Annotated in this window: 17 protein-coding genes; 8 read left to right on the top strand and 9 right to left on the bottom strand. The window is 32.0% G+C overall.

Features of this window, described 5'->3' with window-relative positions:
* Positions 1 to 18: 18 nt before the first annotated feature.
* Both ABD011_RS14135 and ABD011_RS14130 read right to left on the bottom strand, forming a co-directional pair.
* Positions 19 to 450 carry a DUF1573 domain-containing protein gene (locus ABD011_RS14135; protein WP_335977615.1) on the bottom strand — a complete coding sequence of 144 codons (432 nt, stop codon included), beginning with the start codon at positions 448 to 450 and terminating at the stop codon, positions 19 to 21.
* A gap of 107 nt (positions 451 to 557) precedes the next feature.
* Positions 558 to 1,616 carry a response regulator transcription factor gene (locus ABD011_RS14130; RefSeq protein ID WP_343799294.1) on the bottom strand — a complete coding sequence of 353 codons (1,059 nt, stop codon included), beginning with the start codon at positions 1,614 to 1,616 and terminating at the stop codon, positions 558 to 560.
* Positions 1,617 to 1,891: 275 nt separating this feature from the next.
* Here ABD011_RS14130 and ABD011_RS14125 point away from each other — a divergent pair, with 275 nt between their 5' ends.
* From ABD011_RS14125 to lipB, 3 genes are all read left to right on the top strand, one after another.
* Positions 1,892 to 2,050, top strand: a complete 159-nt coding sequence (locus tag ABD011_RS14125; RefSeq protein ID WP_343799292.1) for a YqaE/Pmp3 family membrane protein — start codon at positions 1,892 to 1,894, stop codon at positions 2,048 to 2,050.
* 65 nt (positions 2,051 to 2,115) lie between these two features.
* On the top strand, positions 2,116 to 2,871 hold the full coding sequence (locus ABD011_RS14120; protein ID WP_343799290.1) for a hypothetical protein: 756 nt from the start codon (positions 2,116 to 2,118) through the stop codon (positions 2,869 to 2,871).
* A gap of 4 nt (positions 2,872 to 2,875) precedes the next feature.
* The gene (lipB, locus tag ABD011_RS14115) at positions 2,876 to 3,586 is read left to right on the top strand and encodes a lipoyl(octanoyl) transferase LipB (RefSeq protein ID WP_343799288.1); all 711 of its coding nucleotides are present in this window, start codon (positions 2,876 to 2,878) and stop codon (positions 3,584 to 3,586) included.
* On the opposite strand, the gene ABD011_RS14110 is transcribed toward lipB, so the two are convergent.
* The 7 genes from ABD011_RS14110 to ABD011_RS14080 form a co-directional block, all read right to left on the bottom strand.
* Positions 3,583 to 3,933, bottom strand: a complete 351-nt coding sequence (locus tag ABD011_RS14110) for a hypothetical protein (RefSeq protein ID WP_343799286.1) — start codon at positions 3,931 to 3,933, stop codon at positions 3,583 to 3,585. The genes lipB and ABD011_RS14110 overlap by 4 nt on opposite strands.
* Before the next feature lie 320 nt (positions 3,934 to 4,253).
* On the bottom strand, positions 4,254 to 4,682 hold the full coding sequence (locus ABD011_RS14105) for a hypothetical protein (protein WP_343799284.1): 429 nt from the start codon (positions 4,680 to 4,682) through the stop codon (positions 4,254 to 4,256).
* Positions 4,683 to 5,021: 339 nt separating this feature from the next.
* Positions 5,022 to 5,399 (bottom strand): hypothetical protein, encoded by a 378-nt coding sequence (locus ABD011_RS14100; RefSeq protein WP_343799282.1) that lies wholly within the window; start codon positions 5,397 to 5,399, stop codon positions 5,022 to 5,024.
* Between the two features lie 112 nt (positions 5,400 to 5,511).
* Entirely contained in the window at positions 5,512 to 6,021 is a 510-nt protein-coding gene (locus ABD011_RS14095; RefSeq protein WP_343799281.1) for an STM3941 family protein, read from the bottom strand.
* 102 nt (positions 6,022 to 6,123) lie between these two features.
* Entirely contained in the window at positions 6,124 to 7,173 is a 1,050-nt protein-coding gene (locus ABD011_RS14090) for a nucleoid-associated protein (protein ID WP_343799279.1), read from the bottom strand.
* Between the two features lie 257 nt (positions 7,174 to 7,430).
* Positions 7,431 to 9,869 carry a DUF3352 domain-containing protein gene (locus ABD011_RS14085; protein WP_343799277.1) on the bottom strand — a complete coding sequence of 813 codons (2,439 nt, stop codon included), beginning with the start codon at positions 9,867 to 9,869 and terminating at the stop codon, positions 7,431 to 7,433.
* A gap of 27 nt (positions 9,870 to 9,896) precedes the next feature.
* Entirely contained in the window at positions 9,897 to 10,499 is a 603-nt protein-coding gene (locus ABD011_RS14080; protein WP_335977636.1) for a ribonuclease HII, read from the bottom strand.
* 198 nt (positions 10,500 to 10,697) lie between these two features.
* On the opposite strand from ABD011_RS14080, the gene ABD011_RS14075 reads away from it, so the two are divergent.
* The 5 genes from ABD011_RS14075 (at position 10,698) to ABD011_RS14055 (ending at position 18,950) form a co-directional block, all read left to right on the top strand.
* Positions 10,698 to 13,733, top strand: coding sequence for a SusC/RagA family TonB-linked outer membrane protein (locus ABD011_RS14075; protein WP_129761004.1), 3,036 nt, complete (start codon positions 10,698 to 10,700; stop codon positions 13,731 to 13,733).
* 12 nt (positions 13,734 to 13,745) lie between these two features.
* Positions 13,746 to 15,164 carry a RagB/SusD family nutrient uptake outer membrane protein gene (locus ABD011_RS14070; protein ID WP_262733740.1) on the top strand — a complete coding sequence of 473 codons (1,419 nt, stop codon included), beginning with the start codon at positions 13,746 to 13,748 and terminating at the stop codon, positions 15,162 to 15,164.
* A 17-nt stretch (positions 15,165 to 15,181) separates the two neighbouring features.
* The gene (locus ABD011_RS14065) at positions 15,182 to 15,997 is read left to right on the top strand and encodes a DUF4843 domain-containing protein (RefSeq protein WP_131508995.1); all 816 of its coding nucleotides are present in this window, start codon (positions 15,182 to 15,184) and stop codon (positions 15,995 to 15,997) included.
* 22 nt (positions 15,998 to 16,019) lie between these two features.
* Positions 16,020 to 16,871, top strand: a complete 852-nt coding sequence (locus tag ABD011_RS14060) for a DUF4843 domain-containing protein (RefSeq protein ID WP_343799269.1) — start codon at positions 16,020 to 16,022, stop codon at positions 16,869 to 16,871.
* A gap of 114 nt (positions 16,872 to 16,985) precedes the next feature.
* The gene (locus ABD011_RS14055) at positions 16,986 to 18,950 is read left to right on the top strand and encodes a putative porin (protein ID WP_343799267.1); all 1,965 of its coding nucleotides are present in this window, start codon (positions 16,986 to 16,988) and stop codon (positions 18,948 to 18,950) included.
* Positions 18,951 to 19,228: the final 278 nt, after the last annotated feature.

Genomic DNA, 19,228 nt, shown 5'->3' with positions numbered 1-19,228 from the left:
TCAAACTGTTTTTAATAATTATCCTTCCGTATCACTCTTTAGAACTTCACCTTTAATTTTAAGGACTTTAGTAGGTTGATCTGCGTTAGACATTACTGTAATTGTTTTTTTGAATACTCCTAGTCTGTTAGTAGCGTATTTTACCGTAATTTCACTTGTTTCACCAGGTAAAATAGGAGTTCTTGAATACTCAGGAACTGTGCAACCACAAGAGGTTTTTACGTTTGAAATTACTATTGGAGCTTCACCTGTATTGGTAAACTTAAATGTGCGTTCTCCATCAGCATGTTGTGCAATTGTTCCGTAGTCGATTTCTTCTGTTTCAAAAGTAAGTTGACCAGCTTTTGCTGTCTCTTGTGCAAAACCGAACCCTGAGATAAGCAAGCAAACAACTAATGATAATTTTAAAATTAAACTGTTGTTCTTGTTTTGTAATGTTGAATAATTCATAATGTTTGTTTTTGATTAATACTTTCGCAAACATCAACATTACAATTAAAAAAAGAACATTTTTAGGGTTTGAAATGAGTACTAGTACCTGGTTTGAATTTCATTAACTATTTGTTAAATAGTGACTTGGCTTCGTTTCTAGATTGCACGTTTAGCTTTCGGTAAATGTTGTTTATATGTGTTTTTACTGTACTCAAACTCACAAAAAGTCTTTCAGCAATCTCTTTATTAGTGTTATCGTTAAGCAATAAATCTAGTATTTTTTGCTCTTGATTGGTAAGTTGTTCTTTAGTTGTTTTATTGAATTGACTTTTATTGGCTTTTAGTTTTAACCAAAACCATAAGTTCCCAAGGATAGAAATCGCTAATAAAAGATAGAGCAAATAGGTCCAATTAAAGTTAGAATTATCGCTGGTGTTGGATAGTATGTATTCATCTGAAGTTAGCTCGCTCCTATATTGTTTGGTATAAGGCGAGTTTGGATAACGCGCTTCTAAACGAGTCAATAAATCGTCGTAGTAGTTGTTGTTTTTTAAATCTTCAAGATAGTAACTATGTACACTATTACTTCTTTCTGAGAGGAATGCGTAAATGTAAAGCTCTGCAATTGGCTCGTTAAGTTGTTTGCCATAATCCTGTAGTGTTTTAAACCACTTTTTGTTGTTCAGTTTACGGTTGGCTTCACTTCTAAATTCACCAAAAGCAAAACGCATGTCTTCTTTAAGCGAATCAATTTTTATAAACGCATTAGCTTGTTCGTTGTCAGATTTTACATCGCAAAACATTTGTTTATTAAAAGAAAACGGAAAATTAATGGTGTCGTTGTGTTTGGCGATAAATACAATTTCTTTGCTATCATCGCAATGTCCGCTAAAATGGTTGGCGTCTTGTTCGTTTTCAATGCAATTGTCAACATGAATTCTGTAAATGCGATGTTCGTTTTCTAGCTGATTTCCTGTAAACTGAAAATAACCTAAAGAATCTGCTGTAACCTTAGCTATAATTTGTTCAGGATATACACCTGAAATTTTTCTGTAGTCTTCAATAACAGATAGGTACACGTTTTCGTGCCAATGTGCTTTATCAATTTGACCAGAAAATAAATGCTGCGCTTTACCATAAAACGACATTAAAACGAAGGCTACAAAAAGTGCTTTAAACCTCATGTCACGAATCTACTATAAAAAAATTAAACCTTAATGTGCTTAATGGCAAATTTGTCAATTCGAGTGAATTTTGCAATCATAAATTGTAAAATTTGTATCGAGAATTAGAATTTGTACTAATAAATAGTTCTCGATACAATTTTTATAAACTAAAAATTACTCGAACTGACACTTCTTTATATTTTATTAAAATTAAGAATGAAGGATAACTGATTTGTAACAAATGCTGAAATAGCACGTCAAATAAGTACATCAATCATTAAAACTAATCATCAATGAGTATTTGGAGAGTAATTTTATCCATAATCTGTCCGCCTTTGGCAGTTTTAGGCAAAGGTTGTGGCTCAATAATTATCGTATTTTTATTATGGCTTTGTGGCTGGGTTCCTGGAGTTATAGCAGCTTTGGTTATCTTAAATAATCCTGATCGATAAGCCTTTTTTCTAAAGCAGAATAAACCGTATCTTTGTACCACTAATCATAATCTAAATTCAATACAATGAATAGAATTTTCCTACTAGTGGTATCTCTGGCAATGGTTTGCCTTACAAGTTGTCAATTTTCTGAAAACATTTACATTAATGAAGACGGAAGCGGTAAAATGGAGTTTTCCATGGATGCTTCAGAGTTGATGCAAATGGCTGGTGAAAAAATGAAAGAAGATGGTACTGAACGAATGGATTCTACCATTGTATTTAAAGACTTTTTAGACGAAAAAAGAGATAGTATTTCTAAGCTTCCGCAAGAAGACCAAGATAAGCTTAAGGCTCTAGAGAACTTTAAAATGCACATGCTTATGGATACTGAAACTAGCGTTATGAAGTTTGATTTACTAACCGATTTTAAAGATGCTGGTGAGCTGCAAGATATGTTTCAAGCTATGAACAGTGTTGGCAATATGCAAGGTGAAGGTGGAATGAAACCTGCCGATGCTTCAAATCCGTTTTCTAGCTTAGGAAGCAATAGTGCTACAGATATTAAATATACTTTCAAGAAAGGTGTTTTTAAGCGTTCTGCTAAAATTATTGATACAGAACTACACCAACAAGCTATGGATAGTTTAAGCTCAATGGAAATGATGTTTGCAACTTCAAACTATACATTGAATTATCATTTCCCTAAACCTATAAAATCAGTATCAAACGAAGCAGCAATGTTTAGTGATGACCGTAAAAGTTTTACTCTAGAAGTTAACTTTATGGAGTCGTTAAAAAACCCTGCACTTTTAGATGTTGAAGTAATTTTAGAAGACTAATTTTTTGAACAAAACAATAGACATACAAGACTTAGGTTTAAAAGACTATAAAGACACTTGGGATTACCAAGAAGCGCTTTTTAAAAGCATTTTAGACCTAAAGATTCGCAATAGAAGAGAAGCTACTAACGAGCCTACAAGCAATTATTTTTTGTTTGTAGAGCATCCTCATGTGTACACCTTAGGGAAAAGTGGTGATATGTCTAACCTTCTTTTAAACGAGGAGCAGCTAAAAGACAAAGGGGCTACGTTTTATAAAATAAACAGAGGAGGAGATATTACCTATCATGGACCAGGTCAAATTGTTGGCTATCCTATTTTGGATTTAGACAACTTTTTTACCGATATTCATAAATACCTGAGATTACTAGAAGAAATGATTATTCTTACGCTTGCCGAATACGGTTTAAAAGCAGAGCGTAGTCCTGGAGAAACAGGTGTTTGGTTGGATGTAGGTACGCCATTTGCAAGAAAAATTTGCGCAATGGGAGTAAGAGCGAGTCGTTGGGTAACTATGCATGGTTTTGCACTTAACGTCAATGCCGATTTAGGCTATTTTGATAACATTATACCATGTGGTATAAGAGGAAAAGCTGTAACGTCGCTTAATGTAGAGTTGGGCGTAGAGCGTATAAGTATGCCTCAAGTGAAGGAAAAATTATTAAAACATTTTTCAACTCTATTTGAGGCAGAACTAAATACGGTTACAGTTTAATATGCTGCTTGCTTAAGCTCGCCTGAAGCTATAGCTTTATCATAATCGGCAGAAACTGAGTTTAAATAGTTAAAAAACTTCTTTCCGCTTTTTAATTTCAAAGTGATTTTTACAGTGTTGTCTTTGTTTTTAGTTACAGATTCCACTACTGCCAATTCACCAACTACATTTTTGTAAGACGCTACACTACCTCTTTTTACTAAAGTGTTTAGACGTGGAAAATCTACATGTGAGTAGGTTTCGCCACTAGCTTTACCAATAAGCAAAACGTCTCCTTCTTTAACAGTGTCTTGAGCTTGAATACTAAACGAAAAAAGTGCTAAAAATAAAATAAGAATTGATTTCATAATGTAAAGTATTGAATTAGTGTTATTTATTGTTTTTTTATTGATTTCTCAAAATATACAATTTGAAATACGAATATACTAAAAAGCACCATTATTTTTTGTTAATATAACACTAATGTTTTCAGGGTAATAGTGGTTTTTAGGGTTGAAATAGAAGTTAAAAAGGGTACTTGCTTGTTGTTAAAGAAGGAGACAATAAAAAGGTGTTTTTTTAGAAGTAGGCGATAACAAGCAATGAATTATAGCCATTGTTGGCTGTAGTTTTTATATATTTTCAAATAGAAAAGGCTATCAATTCAGACAGCCTTTCCAATACTTTATTAGTTTCCAGCACTTAAAGAATAACTTCCGTTTCCATTGAATGAAGTAATTGTTATTGTAACAGTCCATTCTCCAGGTTCTCCTGCTTGTGTAACTCCGTCAATACTGTCAGGTTCAGTTCCACCATTCAAAGTTCTGTCAAGTACTACAGTTCCTTCGGAATCAGCAACTACCATATTAAATGTTCCGGTTGCAGTAGCAGTTATGTCAGCATTATAGTCAGCTGTTGCTAAATTATTAGTCCAACTAATTGTTCGGGAGGAATTTCCTCCATTTCCAGTAAAATCGCCACCAATGTCGCCTGATGGTCCTTCGTTAACAGTTATATTAGCTGTTGATCCGTCGTCATCAGAACAAGACGTAAATGTTACGACAAATAATACCATTGCAGTAAAAATTGTAAGTAGTTTAAAATTTGAGGTTTTCATTTTATTTGATTTTATTAATTCTTCTATAAGACACTTTAGCAGGCAAAAACCCTACCATTAATATAAATTGTTTTTTCAAATTTCATTCCAAAATTAAAGCCAACTTTATAAAGATATGGATTGTTTTGAAAATCTATATCGACCGTTAGACGAAGTTAGCTGAAAATTTTAATTAAGACAAGTTTAGTCTTTTTTGTTGAAAAGTACTTTGTAGTAGGGTGTTTTTTAGTGTTGAAATAGAAGTTAAAAAGGGTGCTTGTTTGTTGTTAATGAAGAAGATAATAAAACAGTGTTTTTAGAAGTTTCGTCTAACGATCATAAATTGTTGCAACCGGTTTTTTATTCCACTTTCTCATAGTAGTGATTCAAGTCGTAATTCAGGATTATTTTCGGTTTCTCATAGATTTTATTACTGAAGTATGTGCTATGTCCTGCTTTTCCCATTTCATATTCATAAGTTAAATCAATTTCAGTTGTCAAAATTCCGTAACTAACTTTATAAGTTCCATTGCCGTAATATCCGCTTGAAAATGTTCCGTCAGATTTTAAAGTCAGAGTATCTGCTTTTTGTGGTGATTCCAAACAGCAAGGTTCATTTCCGTAATTTGTATTTGCATAAACTCCGACAACACTACTTTTTGACATTGGAATATCACATCGTAAAATTAAAATGCCGATGAACAAAATTATTCCAATTCCGAATAGTATACGTTTCATTTGTCAAATTGGTTACAACTTTATAAAGCCATGTTTAGTTTTCTTTGTTGAAAAAGCGCTTTGTAATAAGCTATGAATAAATTGCGGTTATACATTATTGTGTGTGGTTTTTTCATTTCAATTTATTTCTTTCATAAGCTCCTGAAATTGTTACAAAAAGTTCTTCAGTGTTACAATCAGTTAAAGCGCTTGAAATGAGAATGCTTTTATTGTAATTCCAATTATGCATAAAAGTCAGAAATCTTTTCAGTAAATTTTTATTTTTAAGGATATCTCTATTCAGAGTCAACTCTATATTGTTTTTCTTAAACCTTTGTATTTTAGAAATATCTTTCCATTCTATTTTTCCCAATGATTCATACTTTGAATTGTCAATTAAAAATTCCTCCGTAATTTTTATGGAATACTTCCTTGAGAGTAGTATAATAAAGGAATATAGTACAGAAGATGAATATATAATTCCAATTATCCCAATTATTATAATACTTCTTTCGGTCATAAAAACTTTCCTAATATAAATTTCAGGATTTATTAAAAAAGAAATGAATATTAAAAGCAGTAGTACATAAAAAATCAGTCCAAATAAGACTTTACCTTTTTTAAACTTAAATTCTCTATACATTCTTTATTTTGTTCATTTACAACTTTAGAAAGATATGTACTGTTTTAATAATCTATATCGACCGTTAGACTAAGTTAGCTGAAAATTTTCACAAAGTCAAGCTTAGCCTTCTTCGTTAAAAAACACTTTGTAATAGTGCATTTTTTTAGCTTCGTCATAACCTCTTTCTAAATATTCGGCAGAGGCATCAGGTGCATCAACATCTAGCTTTATTTGTATGTTAGTGTCTAGCTTTATTTCGGTTTTTATTTTTTGTTTTTGCTTTTTAAGTACGACCTCAGAGACATCAAACTGGTTTCTCAGCACAAGGTTGTGGTCGCTTTCATAGGTTTTCTTGTAGTCTTCAAAAAGCTGTATTCTATCTTCGTCTTCAAAGACATCTTCTTTAAAGGTTTCAACGTTTATAATTTCGTTTTCCTTAAAAAAGTCAACCGTTTTAGCTAAAAAGTTACTTTGCTCTTGACCTCCAAACTGTGGTTGCATTACATCTTTAGAGAACTCACGACACATTTCGATATAATTTTTAGTGTGCTGGTTAGAGTCGTCAGGATATTTAACGTTTAAAAAGCTTTTAATCCAGTATTGCGTGTCGTAGTTATTGTTGTCCACACTTAGCACAATTTTGCCTTCGGTGTCAGCAGTATTAAGTATTATGCAGCCTTTATCAACCTTTTTGGTGGCTATACCTTTTTGTACAATAATATCGTAGCTATTGTTTTCTAAATAGGTTTGAAAAAAATGCGCTTTGTTTTCAATTTTAAAAATACCAACAGCGTCACACACATAGTCTTCATACTGTATATCATGAAGCATGCACACAATAACATCTCCTGTTTTTATTTGTGCAGAATTACTTTGCTCAAACAAATGTGTAACAATGTGTTTTGATACTTCAATAAAGTTGCTGTCATCGTTAAGTAATTGAGACGAATAGGTGTTGATTTCGTTAAGCTCAATATTAGAATGATGATTGAACCTGTAGGTTTCGGCTACGCTAGTAAAAGGCCTTAAAAGATAAGGTACAATAAGGTCGTAGCTAACTTCGTCAAAATCTATAAGTTGCTCAGAAAACGCATTTTTTGTGCTGTTGAACTTATTACCGACTTTATGTAAGATGCATTTTGAAATAGATGCTTTGTTGCGCTTTATCATAGTATTTTTTTAAGGATACAATAGTACTAAAATTAGAGCTATTTTAAACAAAAAGCGCCAAAGTTTCCTTTGGCGCAATGAAGACTCAGGGACTTGAGATTTGGTTGCTATAATCTCATAACAAATCATCTCCTACATGAGGATTGTCCGCTGTATAGTTAATAAAAGGTGTTTGAAAAATTGTATTGTAATTGATTGATTAATAGCGTTTTTAAAAGTACAAAATTGATTTTTATATACAAAGAAAATGACGCTAATTAATTGATTTGATACAAAATAATGCTATTGGTGTCGCCTTTAGTTATCACTTCAAGATTTCGGTCTTTATCAATATTATCCAATACAATAGCTGAATTACCATAAATAGGGAAATTGGCTATGGATTTTGCTTGACTGTCAAACAAGTAAATTTTCTTGGATTGAAGATCGGTAGTGGTGACATAAATCTTATCGTAAATGTAGAAAATTTGTGGCTCAGTGTATTCGCCATAATCTAGCTCAACCGTTTTAGATTTTATGTCTAGTTTATTTTCAGACAAAGTAACTAAGGTCTTACTGGTTGTGGTAAGCTTATGGTTTTCTTTTAAATTAAGATTAGCACTGCTAAATTTACCATTTTGGTCAATTTGTATTAAAACACCATTGTTTGTTGTAGTGGTAAATTTGTTGTTGTATAGGTAAATATTGTTGTTTGAAAAATCGATATCAGTACTTACTTTAACTCTTGTTTTTCCTGTTCTGTCTAGGATTTCGAGTTTTTCACCTTGTGAAAACACAATATAATCTTTGTTTCCAATTCTAAAATGTTGCGGTTGTGTATTGATAGTGCTTGGTGCTTTTTTATACGTAAAGCCTTTAACTATTTTTCCGTCTTTATCATACATTAAAAGCGATTTGCCTTGCGTAACCAGCAAACGGTAGTTTTTCTTTTTATCATAGTCAAATACTGAAAGCGGTTGCGTTATTTGGTCATTAAACTTCAACGGAAAACCAGAAACGTCTTTACCATTTCTATCTAAAACATAAACTCTGTTTGAAGTAGCAAATACCAGTTGAAGTCTACCGTTTTTATAGCTATCAATTTGCTCAATAGTACCAAGTATTTTTCCTTCTAGCTGTTTTTTCCAATAAATTTTACCATCGTTAGAAATGAGGTAAAGATTGTTTTTTACATCTTGTACAACAATGTCTTTTTGATTGTTGGTATGGTTGGTAACTAGTTGCGGATTGGTAAGTAAATCATCTTCTAAAGTAATCGTGGTTTCTTCAGAAATACTATTGGAAATACGCTTTGCTTTATGCTTTTTAATGATGGCGTTTACATGCGCAAAATCGGTGTCATAAATATATTGAATTGCAGACGATTGATAACCTGATAAGTCTAGGGTTTTTTCTTCTGAAAAATTGGTGTTTAAAACAGTGTTAAGTCTTGAAGCATTTCCGTAGATTAAAATAGAAGCTTCGTCGCTTAAATTTTGCATGATACGACTGTAATGATCCTGTTCAAAAAGCGTAGTGTTATTTTGATAATTTGAAATGATTTCTTTTAAAAAATCAATGTCATTTGAAAACACAAAAAAGTCCTCAATTTTTACATAATTCGAAGCCGAAGAATTGGTGATTAAAGGCGAGAAATAATTGCTGATTAATTCTGGCGATTTAAACTCGTAAATATCAATGTCTCTATAGGTTTCAATAGGATTAGAAGTGTCTAAATTAGCAGCAGTTGTGGTTGGGTCTAATGAGTTGAAAAACACTGCTGTTTTATTGTTAGAATATAGTGTGCCAACCTCTATAATATTGTCAAAAATTTCGGTTTCAATTTCAGTAGAATCTTTAGGTTTGAATTTATCTAAATTCTCTTTAAAAATTTTAATATCATTAAACGTATAACTCACAAAAGCATCAGTATCTTTTGGACTAATTTTACTAATCAAATTTTCTTGCGGAAATGTACCTTTAAAACTGTTTATTAAGCTTTGTGATGAGTCGGTTGCTTTTGTAATTCCGTTGCTTAAAATATCGTCTTGCAATACATCAACATCTAACATTAAATAATTGCTAAACTGTAAATTGTTTAAGGAGTCAGAAACAAAAGCTTTAGGGAAGTAGTGTTGCCCTTTAGATTTTGAAATTATTGAAAAGGTTTTAGAGTTGTCGGTTGTTGAGTAAATTTTTCTAAACTCGTCATCAACAGTATTGTTGTTTTCAATAGAGGACTCTAAAGTCTTAAGTCTGTTGGATGCAATAAAAATACTATCAACAATTGTGCTGTAAATAATCTTATTGTTAATAGTAGACTTAGTTATAGATTTAGTTTTTGATGAAACCGTTTCTGAAATTATATTCGGAATAGAGTCGGTTTTAAAAATATCTTTATGAAATCTGCTAATAACAGAAAATTCTAAACTATCGTTAGCATCTTTACTAAGGCAAATTAAAACTTCGCTGTTTGGATTGAAATAAACTAGCGGTTTGAAGTTTTGCTCTAAATTTTTAAATTCAGAATAACTAGAGAGCTTATCGATTAACGTATTGCTTTTTAGTCCGCTTTTTAAACCTTCAATGTTTTTTGATTTTATAACAAGAGTAGCATTGCTAGGAATAAGATCAACAAGTTTCTTTGCTTTATTACTGTTGTTGTCACAACTTGAAAATAATACAGCAAACATAAAAAATGCAAATAGGTGTTTCATTAAGAGGGTTTTTGCAAATATAAAAAGTTATAAGTCTAATTTTAATTGTTCGGGTAATAATCTAAACGAGGTTCTATGGTACTTTGTTATACCATATTTTTTTAAAGCTTCTCTATGCTGTTTTGTTGGGTATCCTTTGTTTTGTGCCCAATTGTATTGAGGGAATTCTTCATGTATTTGCTCCATGTACAAGTCTCTTTCGGTTTTAGCAATTATTGAAGCAGCAGCAATACTAAGGTATTTACTATCTCCTTTTATAATGGTTTCATGAGGAATACTATTATAAGGTTTAAACTTGTTACCATCAACAATTATAAATTCTGGTTCTATGCTTAGACCTTCAATAGATTTGTGCATTGCTAAAATAGACGCATTTAATATATTGATTTTATCAATCTCATCTTGCCAAACATGAGTATAGCATAAAGCAAGAGCTTCTTGTTCTATAATAGACTTAAGTTTAAAACGATTTTTGTGAGATAGCTGTTTAGAATCGTTAAGTAATGAGTTTTTAAATGATTTAGGAAGTATAACAGCAGCAGCTGTAACAGGACCAGCTAGACAGCCTCTGCCTGCTTCGTCAGTTCCACATTCAAGAGTATGTTTTGAAAAGGTGTGTATAAGACTCAAAAGTAAATTTTTGTTAAAAATAAAACATTAGAAAGAAATCAAATAAAAATTAAAAATGCTAAAAACTTAATGTAAATGTTAAAATTGCTAAAACATTAAGTTTCATGGTGGTTTTGTTAACATTTTTTTATGAGAAACACTTGGATATTTAATATATTATTAAGATGTTTGCGCTAGACTAACTCAAATAATTGTTTTATGAAATTAAAGTTAACATGGTTAATGACGCTATTTATGGCGTTTGTGATGCAGTTTTCTTTTGCACAAGAGAAGACTATCACTGGAACAGTTACATCAGCAGCAGATGGTTTGCCATTGCCTGGTGTAAATGTAATTGTAAAAGGAACTACTAGAGGAGTTCAAACAGATTTTGATGGAAATTATTCTATTCAAGCTAATGTTGGAGAAACTTTGGTCTTTTCTTTTGTAAGTATGAAAACTACCGAATTAAAAGTAGGAGCAAGTAATACTATTAATTTATCAATGGAAGAAGATGTTGCGGTATTACAAGAAGTTGTTGTTGTAGGTTTCAATACGAAATCTAGAGATCAATTAACTTCAGCAGTATCAAACGTAACTTCTGAAGACCTTGAAAGAATTGCACCTTCTGTAAGTATTGATAATATGCTTCAGGGTCAGGCATCTGGTGTTCAAGTAACAGCTCAGAACGGTAAGCCTGGTCAAACGGCATTTATACGTGTTCGTGGTATTGGATCAATTAACGCTGGTAACCAACCATTATATATTGTGGATGGTGCTCAGATTAACGAAGAAGATGTAAATGCTATTAACCCTAACGAGATTGAAAGTATCAGTGTTCTTAAAGATGCTGCTTCTACATCTATTTATGGTGCTCGTGGTGGTAATGGTGTTGTACTTATCACAACTAAAAGAGGTGGTAAAGACAAAGATGCTGTTTTTAGAATTAACTCAAGAATTGGATTTAACAGAAGACTTAAAGACAATTTTGAAATGATGAATGCAGCTCAAAAACTTCAGTATGAAAGAGAATTAGGAGCTTACGGTTTAAACGTAGGTGAAGGTTCTTCTATTAGTTCTGATGCAGAGTATAATCGTTTAGTTGCTTTAGGGCACAACTGGGAAGATGATTTATTACAAGATGGTGTTGTACAATCTATTAGTTTTTCTGCACAAGGTGGAGAAGATAAAACTAGATATTTCTTCTCATTAGGATATGATGAAGATACTGGTATTATTGAAACTTTAGACGCTTACAACAGACTTTCTGGTCGTTTAAACGTTGACTATGATGCTAAAGAGTGGGCAACAATTGGAACAAGTTTATCTTTCTCATCTATTGAGACTACAGATCCAAGAGATAGAAATAACGTTCAAAACCCATTTAGAGCTATTTATGATTACAATCCTTATGAAACTGTATATGTACAGGATGATGCAGGTAATTTAATTTTAGATGCTAACGGTCAGCCACAGTTTAACGCAACTTCTGCAGGTTATCCTGTTCTTGCTGAGCTTACTCAAAATATATCTTCAAGATTCTACAATCGTGTGATTGGTAACTTATTCTTAGATTTAAGATTACATGATAACTTAACATTTAGAACTCAAGGTTCAGGTGTTTACGAACAATATAGAAGAGAAAACTACTTACAACCAGGATCTGTTTTAGATTTAATTGTTAACGGAGGAGTTCCTACAGGTAGTAAAACTGATAATGGAAGCTTTGACTTCACATATACTTGGTTAAACAAGTTAACGTATAACAATACATTTAATGAAGTACACAATTTAGAAGTTACTGCATTAACTGAATATATTGCTAATAACTTCAGATCTTATTCTGCTAATGGACAAGGGTTCACTGTAGGAGGACCATCTGTTTTAGATGCAGCAGCAACTCCTTTTGCAGTAGCTGGAGCACGTTCAGAGTACTCAATATTCTCTGTTGCAGGAAACGTTGATTATAACTACGATGATAGATATATCGTTACAGGTACTATTAGACGAGATGGTTCATCTCGATTTGGTAAGAATACAAAATACGGTACATTCTTCAGTGGTAGTGTTGCTTGGAATATCTCAAACGAAGAGTTTTTAGCAAATAACGACATAATAAGCAACTTAAAGTTAAGAGCATCAGCTGGTACTTCTGGTAACGACCAAATTGGACGTTATGCTTCAATTACCACTTATGGTCCTGTAGCTTATAACAATGGACTTAATGGTATCGTTCCTTTTAACATTGGTGATCCTAACTTAAGTTGGGAGGAGAACTTTAACTACGGTGTAGGTGTTGAGTTTGGTTTATTTAAAAACAGAGTAAGAGGTTTAATCGATTATTATAACAGAACGACTTCTGAATTATTACTTAACGAGCAATTACCGTTTACAACTGGTGGATATGCAGTTACAGGTAACCTTGGTGAAATGGTTAATAAAGGTTGGGAATTTGAATTATCAGCTGATATTATCCGTAACCAAGACTTTAGATGGACAGTATCTGGTAACTTAAACCTTTATGATAATGAAGTTACTAAGTTAACTAACACAGGTGAGGATTTATTTACTACTTCTAACTATTACACAATTCTTAGAGTTGGAGAAGAAGTTAACACATTCTACATTCCTAGATATGCAGGAGTGAATCCAGCAAATGGTGATGCTTTATATTATGATACTGATGGTAATATTACTAATGAAGCTGCAGGTAATGAAGTAGCATTGTCTGGTAAGTCTCCATTTGCAGAATTAGACGGAAGCATTAGCACAACTTTAGATTATAAAGGATGGGATTTATCTGCTAACTTTTATTTCAAGCAAGGTAACTATATTTATAACTTAATGGAAATGAATATGTTAAGTGATGGTGATAATGCTAATTCAAACCAAAGAGTAGATGCATTTAACTATTGGACAACTCCTGGTGACACTAACGTACTTCCTAGACCAAATAATGACACTAATCAAACATCTGATAGATTTTTACAAAAAGGTGATTACATTAGATTAAGAAGTTTACAGTTAGGATATAATCTTCCTAGTAAGTTCACAGAAAAAATGTCAATCGATGCTTTAAGAATTTATGTTTCTGGAACTAACTTATGGACATATGCACCTCACTATAAAGGTGATCCAGAAGTTGGTATTGGTTCAGGTGAAACACAAGGAACTAATGTAATTCCTGGGGAGTTCTCACTTTACAGTTACCCTACAACAAGAAACCTATCTTTAGGAATCGATTTAAAATTTTAAAAAATATTTGATATGAAAAAATATATTTATTTGTTAACATTAAGTTTAATCTTTTTCTCTTGCGATGAAAGATTAGATTTGAATCCTTATGGTTCTACAGGTGCAGAGGTTGCTCTTGTAACACCAGCTGATTTTGAGAACGCCATTAATGGTATGTATACTCAAATGGAGTCAGCAAACTATTATGGAGCTAACTTTATGTCTTTTCCAGACGTATTAACAGACAATTTGATTTATAACCCAGATGGGAGACAAACTCAAAGAGTAACATACGAGTGGAGATATAATGCAAATGCTACACAAGGAGCTTTTATGGCTCAAGCATACAGAGTGATTCAACAAGCTAATTTTATTTTAGAAAATATTGACAGACTTGAAGAAGGAAGTCAAAAAAATAATATTAGGGCACAAGCTTTAGCTGGTAGAGCATTATCTCATTTTAACCTATGTAATTTATTTGGTAAAATACCAACACAATCTGCTGATGCAGGGAGCGCTTTAGGTATGCCTTACTTAACTAGTTCTGATATTCGTCAAACACCGGCTAGAAATACAGTTAGCGAAGTTTATGATAATATCATAACTGATTTACAAACAGCAGCTAATCAAATTAGCTCTGAAAATGGTATTGAAAGATTTAACAGAAATGCTGTATATGGATTATTATCTAGAGTTCATTTATATGCAGGAAATATGCCAGATGTTGTAACTGCAGCTAATCAAGTTACTGCAAGTGTTAGTACAACTGCAAACTTTCCAAGTATTTGGGATGATTCAAGTGATGACGGTGTGCTTTTTGAATTAAAAAACTTCGATGCTGATACTAATGTGTCAACAGGAGTACCATACAGTCAAACATTAACTGACGGAATTTATTCTGAGTACGTTGTTGAATTTGGATTAAACAACTTATATCAGCCATCTGACATCCGTAGATTTGCTTATATTGATACTAGTCCATTTGGTTCTACTGGAATTTACAACCACGTAGCAAAGTATTTATCTAGCTCTGTTAACACTGGTTCAGGTGTAGTAGACTCTAAGGTAATTAGAGCTGCTGAAGTTCAATTAAACAAAGCAGAAGCTTTAGCGTCAATGACAGGACAAGATGGTGCTGCTTTGGCTGCATTAGATTTAGTAAGATCTAACAGATATGCTGGTTTTGTTAGTGGTGGAGAAACTGGACAAGCACTTAAAGATGCTATTCAGTTAGAAAGAAGACTTGAGTTAGCTTTTGAAGGTCACCGTTTCTTTGACGTTAAGAGACAAGGTTTACCTATCAACAGAACTAATGCTGGTGAGTTTTTTGATGGAACAGGAACACCTCCATTATTCTTAACACTTACTGCTTCTGATCACAGATTTCAATTACCTATTCCAAAAAGTGAAATTGATGTAAATCCTAACATGGAGCAAAACCCAGGATACTAATTATAAAAATCAAAGCAATGAAAAAAATATTTTATTTATCAGTCATTCTTTTGTCAATGGTATTAGTATCATGTGATGAAGATGATAACGTACACCAATATACTGGTAACAGTGTTGTATATTTTGATGGAGCAACTACTTCTTCATTATTAGTTCCAACTGCTGGAGCGACTAAAGAAGTTGTATTAGTTGCAACTAATTTGAGTGATGCTGCACGATCTTTCTCTGTATCTGTTGATGCAGAATCAACTGCACAAGAAGGTGTTGATTTTAATTTAATGACTAACTCAATTACTATTGCTGCTGGAGAGTACTCTGGTTCATTAGTTATAGAAGGTCTTTACGATGGTGCAGATCCTGACGGAACACGTTTAATATTAAACTTAGATTCTGAAAATGCTGAAGTAGCAGGTTTTAGTAATTCTTATAGCTTAGATATCTTTAAGCAATGTGAGTCTGATTTATCAGGTTCTTATTCTGTAACTACTACTTATGGTTATCATGACTTTTTACCAGATTATAATCCAAGTACAATAGATGCTGATATTACTGAAGTTGATGCTGGTGTTTATTCTGTATCTGATTTCTCTGGTGGATTGTATAGCGAAGGTCCTTATGCTGGTGCATATGGAACAGATGCGGCAGATAACACATTAGTTTTTACAGATTTCTGTGGAAATATAAGTTGGGAAGGTCAAACTGATCCATGGGGTGATATTATTCCATTAGATGGTGGAACTAATTCTGTTGATTCAGGAACAGGTGTGATTACATTATCTTGGTATTGTACAGGTTATGGAGAAAATGGAGTTTCAGTTTATACTCCTCAATAACATTTAATTTAACACTATTATTATGAAGAAAATATTAAAAATAAGTTTAGTTCTATTAACATTTATTGGGTTTGTATCTTGTGATAGTACAGATGATGATACAAGCTATTTAGATAATAGAACTCCTGTAGCATATTTTGTGCCAGGAAATAGTGGAACACTTTTAGTTGAAGAAGAGGCTCCTGCAGTATACACAGTTACAGTAGGTATATCTGAAGCTCAAGCAACAGATAGATCATATGTAGTTTCTGTAGATCCTTCATCAACAGCTCAAAGTGGTGTAGACTATAGCATTAATCTTAGTAACCTAGTAATTCCAGCTGGTTCTGTTGTAGGAACTTTTACTGTAACAGGTATTTATGCAGGAACTACTTTAGCGGGTAGCTCATTAAAGCTTAATTTAGACAGTGTTGAGGAAACTAGTGTTTTAGCTAGAAGTCAATTCAATTTGTCAATTTTTAGATCATGTCCAGTAGATTCTGATTTCTTAACTGGTTCTTACATGATGCAACAAATATCAGGAACGGCTCCTTTTGGTATCGGTTCTGCTTTTGGAGGTAATCAAATTGTTGACATAACTGCAGATGCTAACACGCGTACATTTAATTATGTATACGCTCCAGGATCTTTCGATTCTCCTTATTTCATGACATTAGACTTAATATGTGGTAATGTATTTGTTTCTGGAACTATTCAACCAGGTAATGGTACATTAGGTTGTGGTAATGGTAGTATCGGTCAATCTACTGGTTCTACACCAGGAGCATATGATTCTGCAGACGATTCTGAAGTAACTGTAAATATTTTAGATTTTGAACCAGATTCTGGTTGTGCTACTAATTATGAAGCTGTAATCAAGCTTATTAAGCAGTAAATACAAATCATATTTTATAAAAACCCACTTTTAAAGTGGGTTTTTTTATACATAATATTCACCTATAATTCTCGTTTTAAATATTTACTTTTGCATCAAGTATATCAAAAGCATATGAAAAACCTTCTTTGTATTGTATTATTTTTTTTTAGTTTAAAAGGATTAGCTCAAGAAATTTCTGTTGATAAAGCTGCATTAAAGAGAAATCAAGTTGTCAATGATACAATGCGAAGTTCAAATAAGAGTACTTCTAATAAAAATATAAAGAACCAAGATGCCACAATTGACTTATATAAAATAATATCTTTTGAAAACGACACCACTATTGTTGATACTACTTTAACAATTAAAAAGGAGTATAAGTTTAATTATTTAAGAAAGGATAACTTTGAGTTACTTAACTTTTCAAATCTTGGACAGACATATAATACATTAAGTTCTAATTTTTACTCAGAGAGAACAATGCCTCTTTTTGGAGCAAGAGCAAGACATTTTAATTATATGGAAATTGAAGATATTAATTATTATCACGTTCCAACCCCTTTTACAGAACTTCTTTATAAATCTGCTTTTGAACAAGGTCAACTATTAGACGCCTTCTTTACAGTTAATACTTCTGAACAACTAAATTTTTCTATTGCATACAAAGGACTTCGTTCGTTAGGAAAATACCAGCACATATTAACAAGTACTGGTAATTTTAGGTTTACTACCAATTACACTACAAAAAATAGTAGATACAAGGTTAGAGCTCACATTGTCATGCAAGATTTAATGAACCAAGAAAATGGAGGTTTGCAAGATGAAGACTTAGTAAATTTTGAAACTGGAGATGAAGAGTTTTTAGACCGTTCTGTATTTGATCCAAATTTTGAAAATGCTGAAAGCATACTAGAAGGTAAGAGGTTTCATCTAGAGCACCAATACCAAATCACCAAAGCTCAAGACTCATTAGCTAATAATACCCTAATAATCGGTAATAATATTTCTTTTGAAGATAAATATTACCAATTTACACAAACTACCCAAAACGATTATTTTGGTGACGCTTTTTTAAGCAGTAGTATTAATGACAAAGTAACTTTAGAAGATTTCTACAATAGGTTTTATGCAAGTTATCATAATAAAGATATTGGTCATTTAAGATTAAATCTCGATTACAATAATTTTAACTATGGATATGATACAGTTGTGTTTTTAGATGACAATAGTATCACTAATAGGATCAAAGGAGATGTTTTATCTATAGGAGGAGCATATAATAAATCTTTCAACAAGTTTAGTATAGAAGGAGAACTAGGGGTTAACGTTTCTGGAGATTTTGAGGGAAACTTTTTTAAAGCTAAAGCCTCCTATAAAATTAATGACAATACTAAAGCTTTAGCAACATTCAATTCAAGTTCTAGAGCACCAAATTATAACTTTCAATTATACCAAAGCGACTATTTAAACTATAATTGGGATAACACTAGCTTATTTAAAAATATTAATACACAACAAATAGCTTTTCAATTACAGTCTAAAAAAATTGCAAACCTTTCTTTTGATTATACTATAATTGATAATTACACCTATTTTCAAAAAGAAACTGACACTACGTTTGTAAAACCATATCAAGCTAATTCCTCAATTAATTATTTTAGATTAAAACTTAATAAAGAAATTAAGTATGGGAAATTTGCATTAGACAACACCATCATGTATCAAGAAGTACTAAATGGAGAAAACATATTAAATGTACCAAAAATAATAACTAGGAATACACTATACTATTCTAATCACTTCTTTAAAAAAGCACTCTATTTACAAACAGGAGTCATATTTAATTATTTCTCCGAATACAATATGAATGCTTATGATCCAGTACTTGCAGAATTTTACGTTCAAAACAATACTAAAATAGGAAACTTTCCAAGGCTAGACTTTTTTATCAATGCAAAAGTTCGTCAAACAAGAATCTATTTAAAAGCAGAACATTTTAACTCAGCTTTGACAGGTTATAATTATTACTCGGCTCCCAACTATCCATACCGAGACTTCACAGTAAGATTTGGTATTGTGTGGAACTTCTTTTTATAAACTTTTATTACACCTATACTGTACATATAGTTAATAGAGATTAATAGTGTAGAGTTATTTTGTGTGTTTTAAGTTTATGTATATATATGTTTAAAGTGTGTATTTTAGTTTAATGTAGTTTTTCAGGAAGTATAAATGATAAGAATATTATATGTAAAGTATTGGTTTATAGGTTGGGCGAAATTTTTCAAGAAAAACATTAAAAAAAAGTAAAAAAAAGTTTGCGATAAAGAAAAAATAGGTTGTATATTTGCAGCCGCTAAAAACGGGAACGTTGA

The organism is Gaetbulibacter jejuensis (genome assembly GCF_039524015.1).
Classification (GTDB): domain Bacteria; phylum Bacteroidota; class Bacteroidia; order Flavobacteriales; family Flavobacteriaceae; genus Gaetbulibacter_B; species Gaetbulibacter_B jejuensis.
The sequence above is the reverse complement of the archived record's forward strand: the minus strand, read 5'-3'. Positions and strand labels throughout refer to the sequence as shown.

What these genes read in the sequence shown, in the direction of transcription:
- ABD011_RS14135 (WP_335977615.1), bottom strand. Translation starts at nt 450, where the DNA reads ATGAATTATTCAACATTACAAAACAAGAACAACAGTTTAATTTTAAAA.
- ABD011_RS14130 (WP_343799294.1), bottom strand. Translation starts at nt 1,616, where the DNA reads ATGAGGTTTAAAGCACTTTTTGTAGCCTTCGTTTTAATGTCGTTTTAT.
- ABD011_RS14125 (WP_343799292.1), top strand. Translation starts at nt 1,892, where the DNA reads ATGAGTATTTGGAGAGTAATTTTATCCATAATCTGTCCGCCTTTGGCA.
- ABD011_RS14120 (WP_343799290.1), top strand. Translation starts at nt 2,116, where the DNA reads ATGAATAGAATTTTCCTACTAGTGGTATCTCTGGCAATGGTTTGCCTT.
- ABD011_RS14110 (WP_343799286.1), bottom strand. Translation starts at nt 3,933, where the DNA reads ATGAAATCAATTCTTATTTTATTTTTAGCACTTTTTTCGTTTAGTATT.
- ABD011_RS14105 (WP_343799284.1), bottom strand. Translation starts at nt 4,682, where the DNA reads ATGAAAACCTCAAATTTTAAACTACTTACAATTTTTACTGCAATGGTA.
- ABD011_RS14100 (WP_343799282.1), bottom strand. Translation starts at nt 5,399, where the DNA reads ATGAAACGTATACTATTCGGAATTGGAATAATTTTGTTCATCGGCATT.
- ABD011_RS14095 (WP_343799281.1), bottom strand. Translation starts at nt 6,021, where the DNA reads ATGTATAGAGAATTTAAGTTTAAAAAAGGTAAAGTCTTATTTGGACTG.
- ABD011_RS14090 (WP_343799279.1), bottom strand. Translation starts at nt 7,173, where the DNA reads ATGATAAAGCGCAACAAAGCATCTATTTCAAAATGCATCTTACATAAA.
- ABD011_RS14085 (WP_343799277.1), bottom strand. Translation starts at nt 9,869, where the DNA reads ATGAAACACCTATTTGCATTTTTTATGTTTGCTGTATTATTTTCAAGT.
- ABD011_RS14075 (WP_129761004.1), top strand. Translation starts at nt 10,698, where the DNA reads ATGAAATTAAAGTTAACATGGTTAATGACGCTATTTATGGCGTTTGTG.
- ABD011_RS14070 (WP_262733740.1), top strand. Translation starts at nt 13,746, where the DNA reads ATGAAAAAATATATTTATTTGTTAACATTAAGTTTAATCTTTTTCTCT.
- ABD011_RS14065 (WP_131508995.1), top strand. Translation starts at nt 15,182, where the DNA reads ATGAAAAAAATATTTTATTTATCAGTCATTCTTTTGTCAATGGTATTA.
- ABD011_RS14060 (WP_343799269.1), top strand. Translation starts at nt 16,020, where the DNA reads ATGAAGAAAATATTAAAAATAAGTTTAGTTCTATTAACATTTATTGGG.
- ABD011_RS14055 (WP_343799267.1), top strand. Translation starts at nt 16,986, where the DNA reads ATGAAAAACCTTCTTTGTATTGTATTATTTTTTTTTAGTTTAAAAGGA.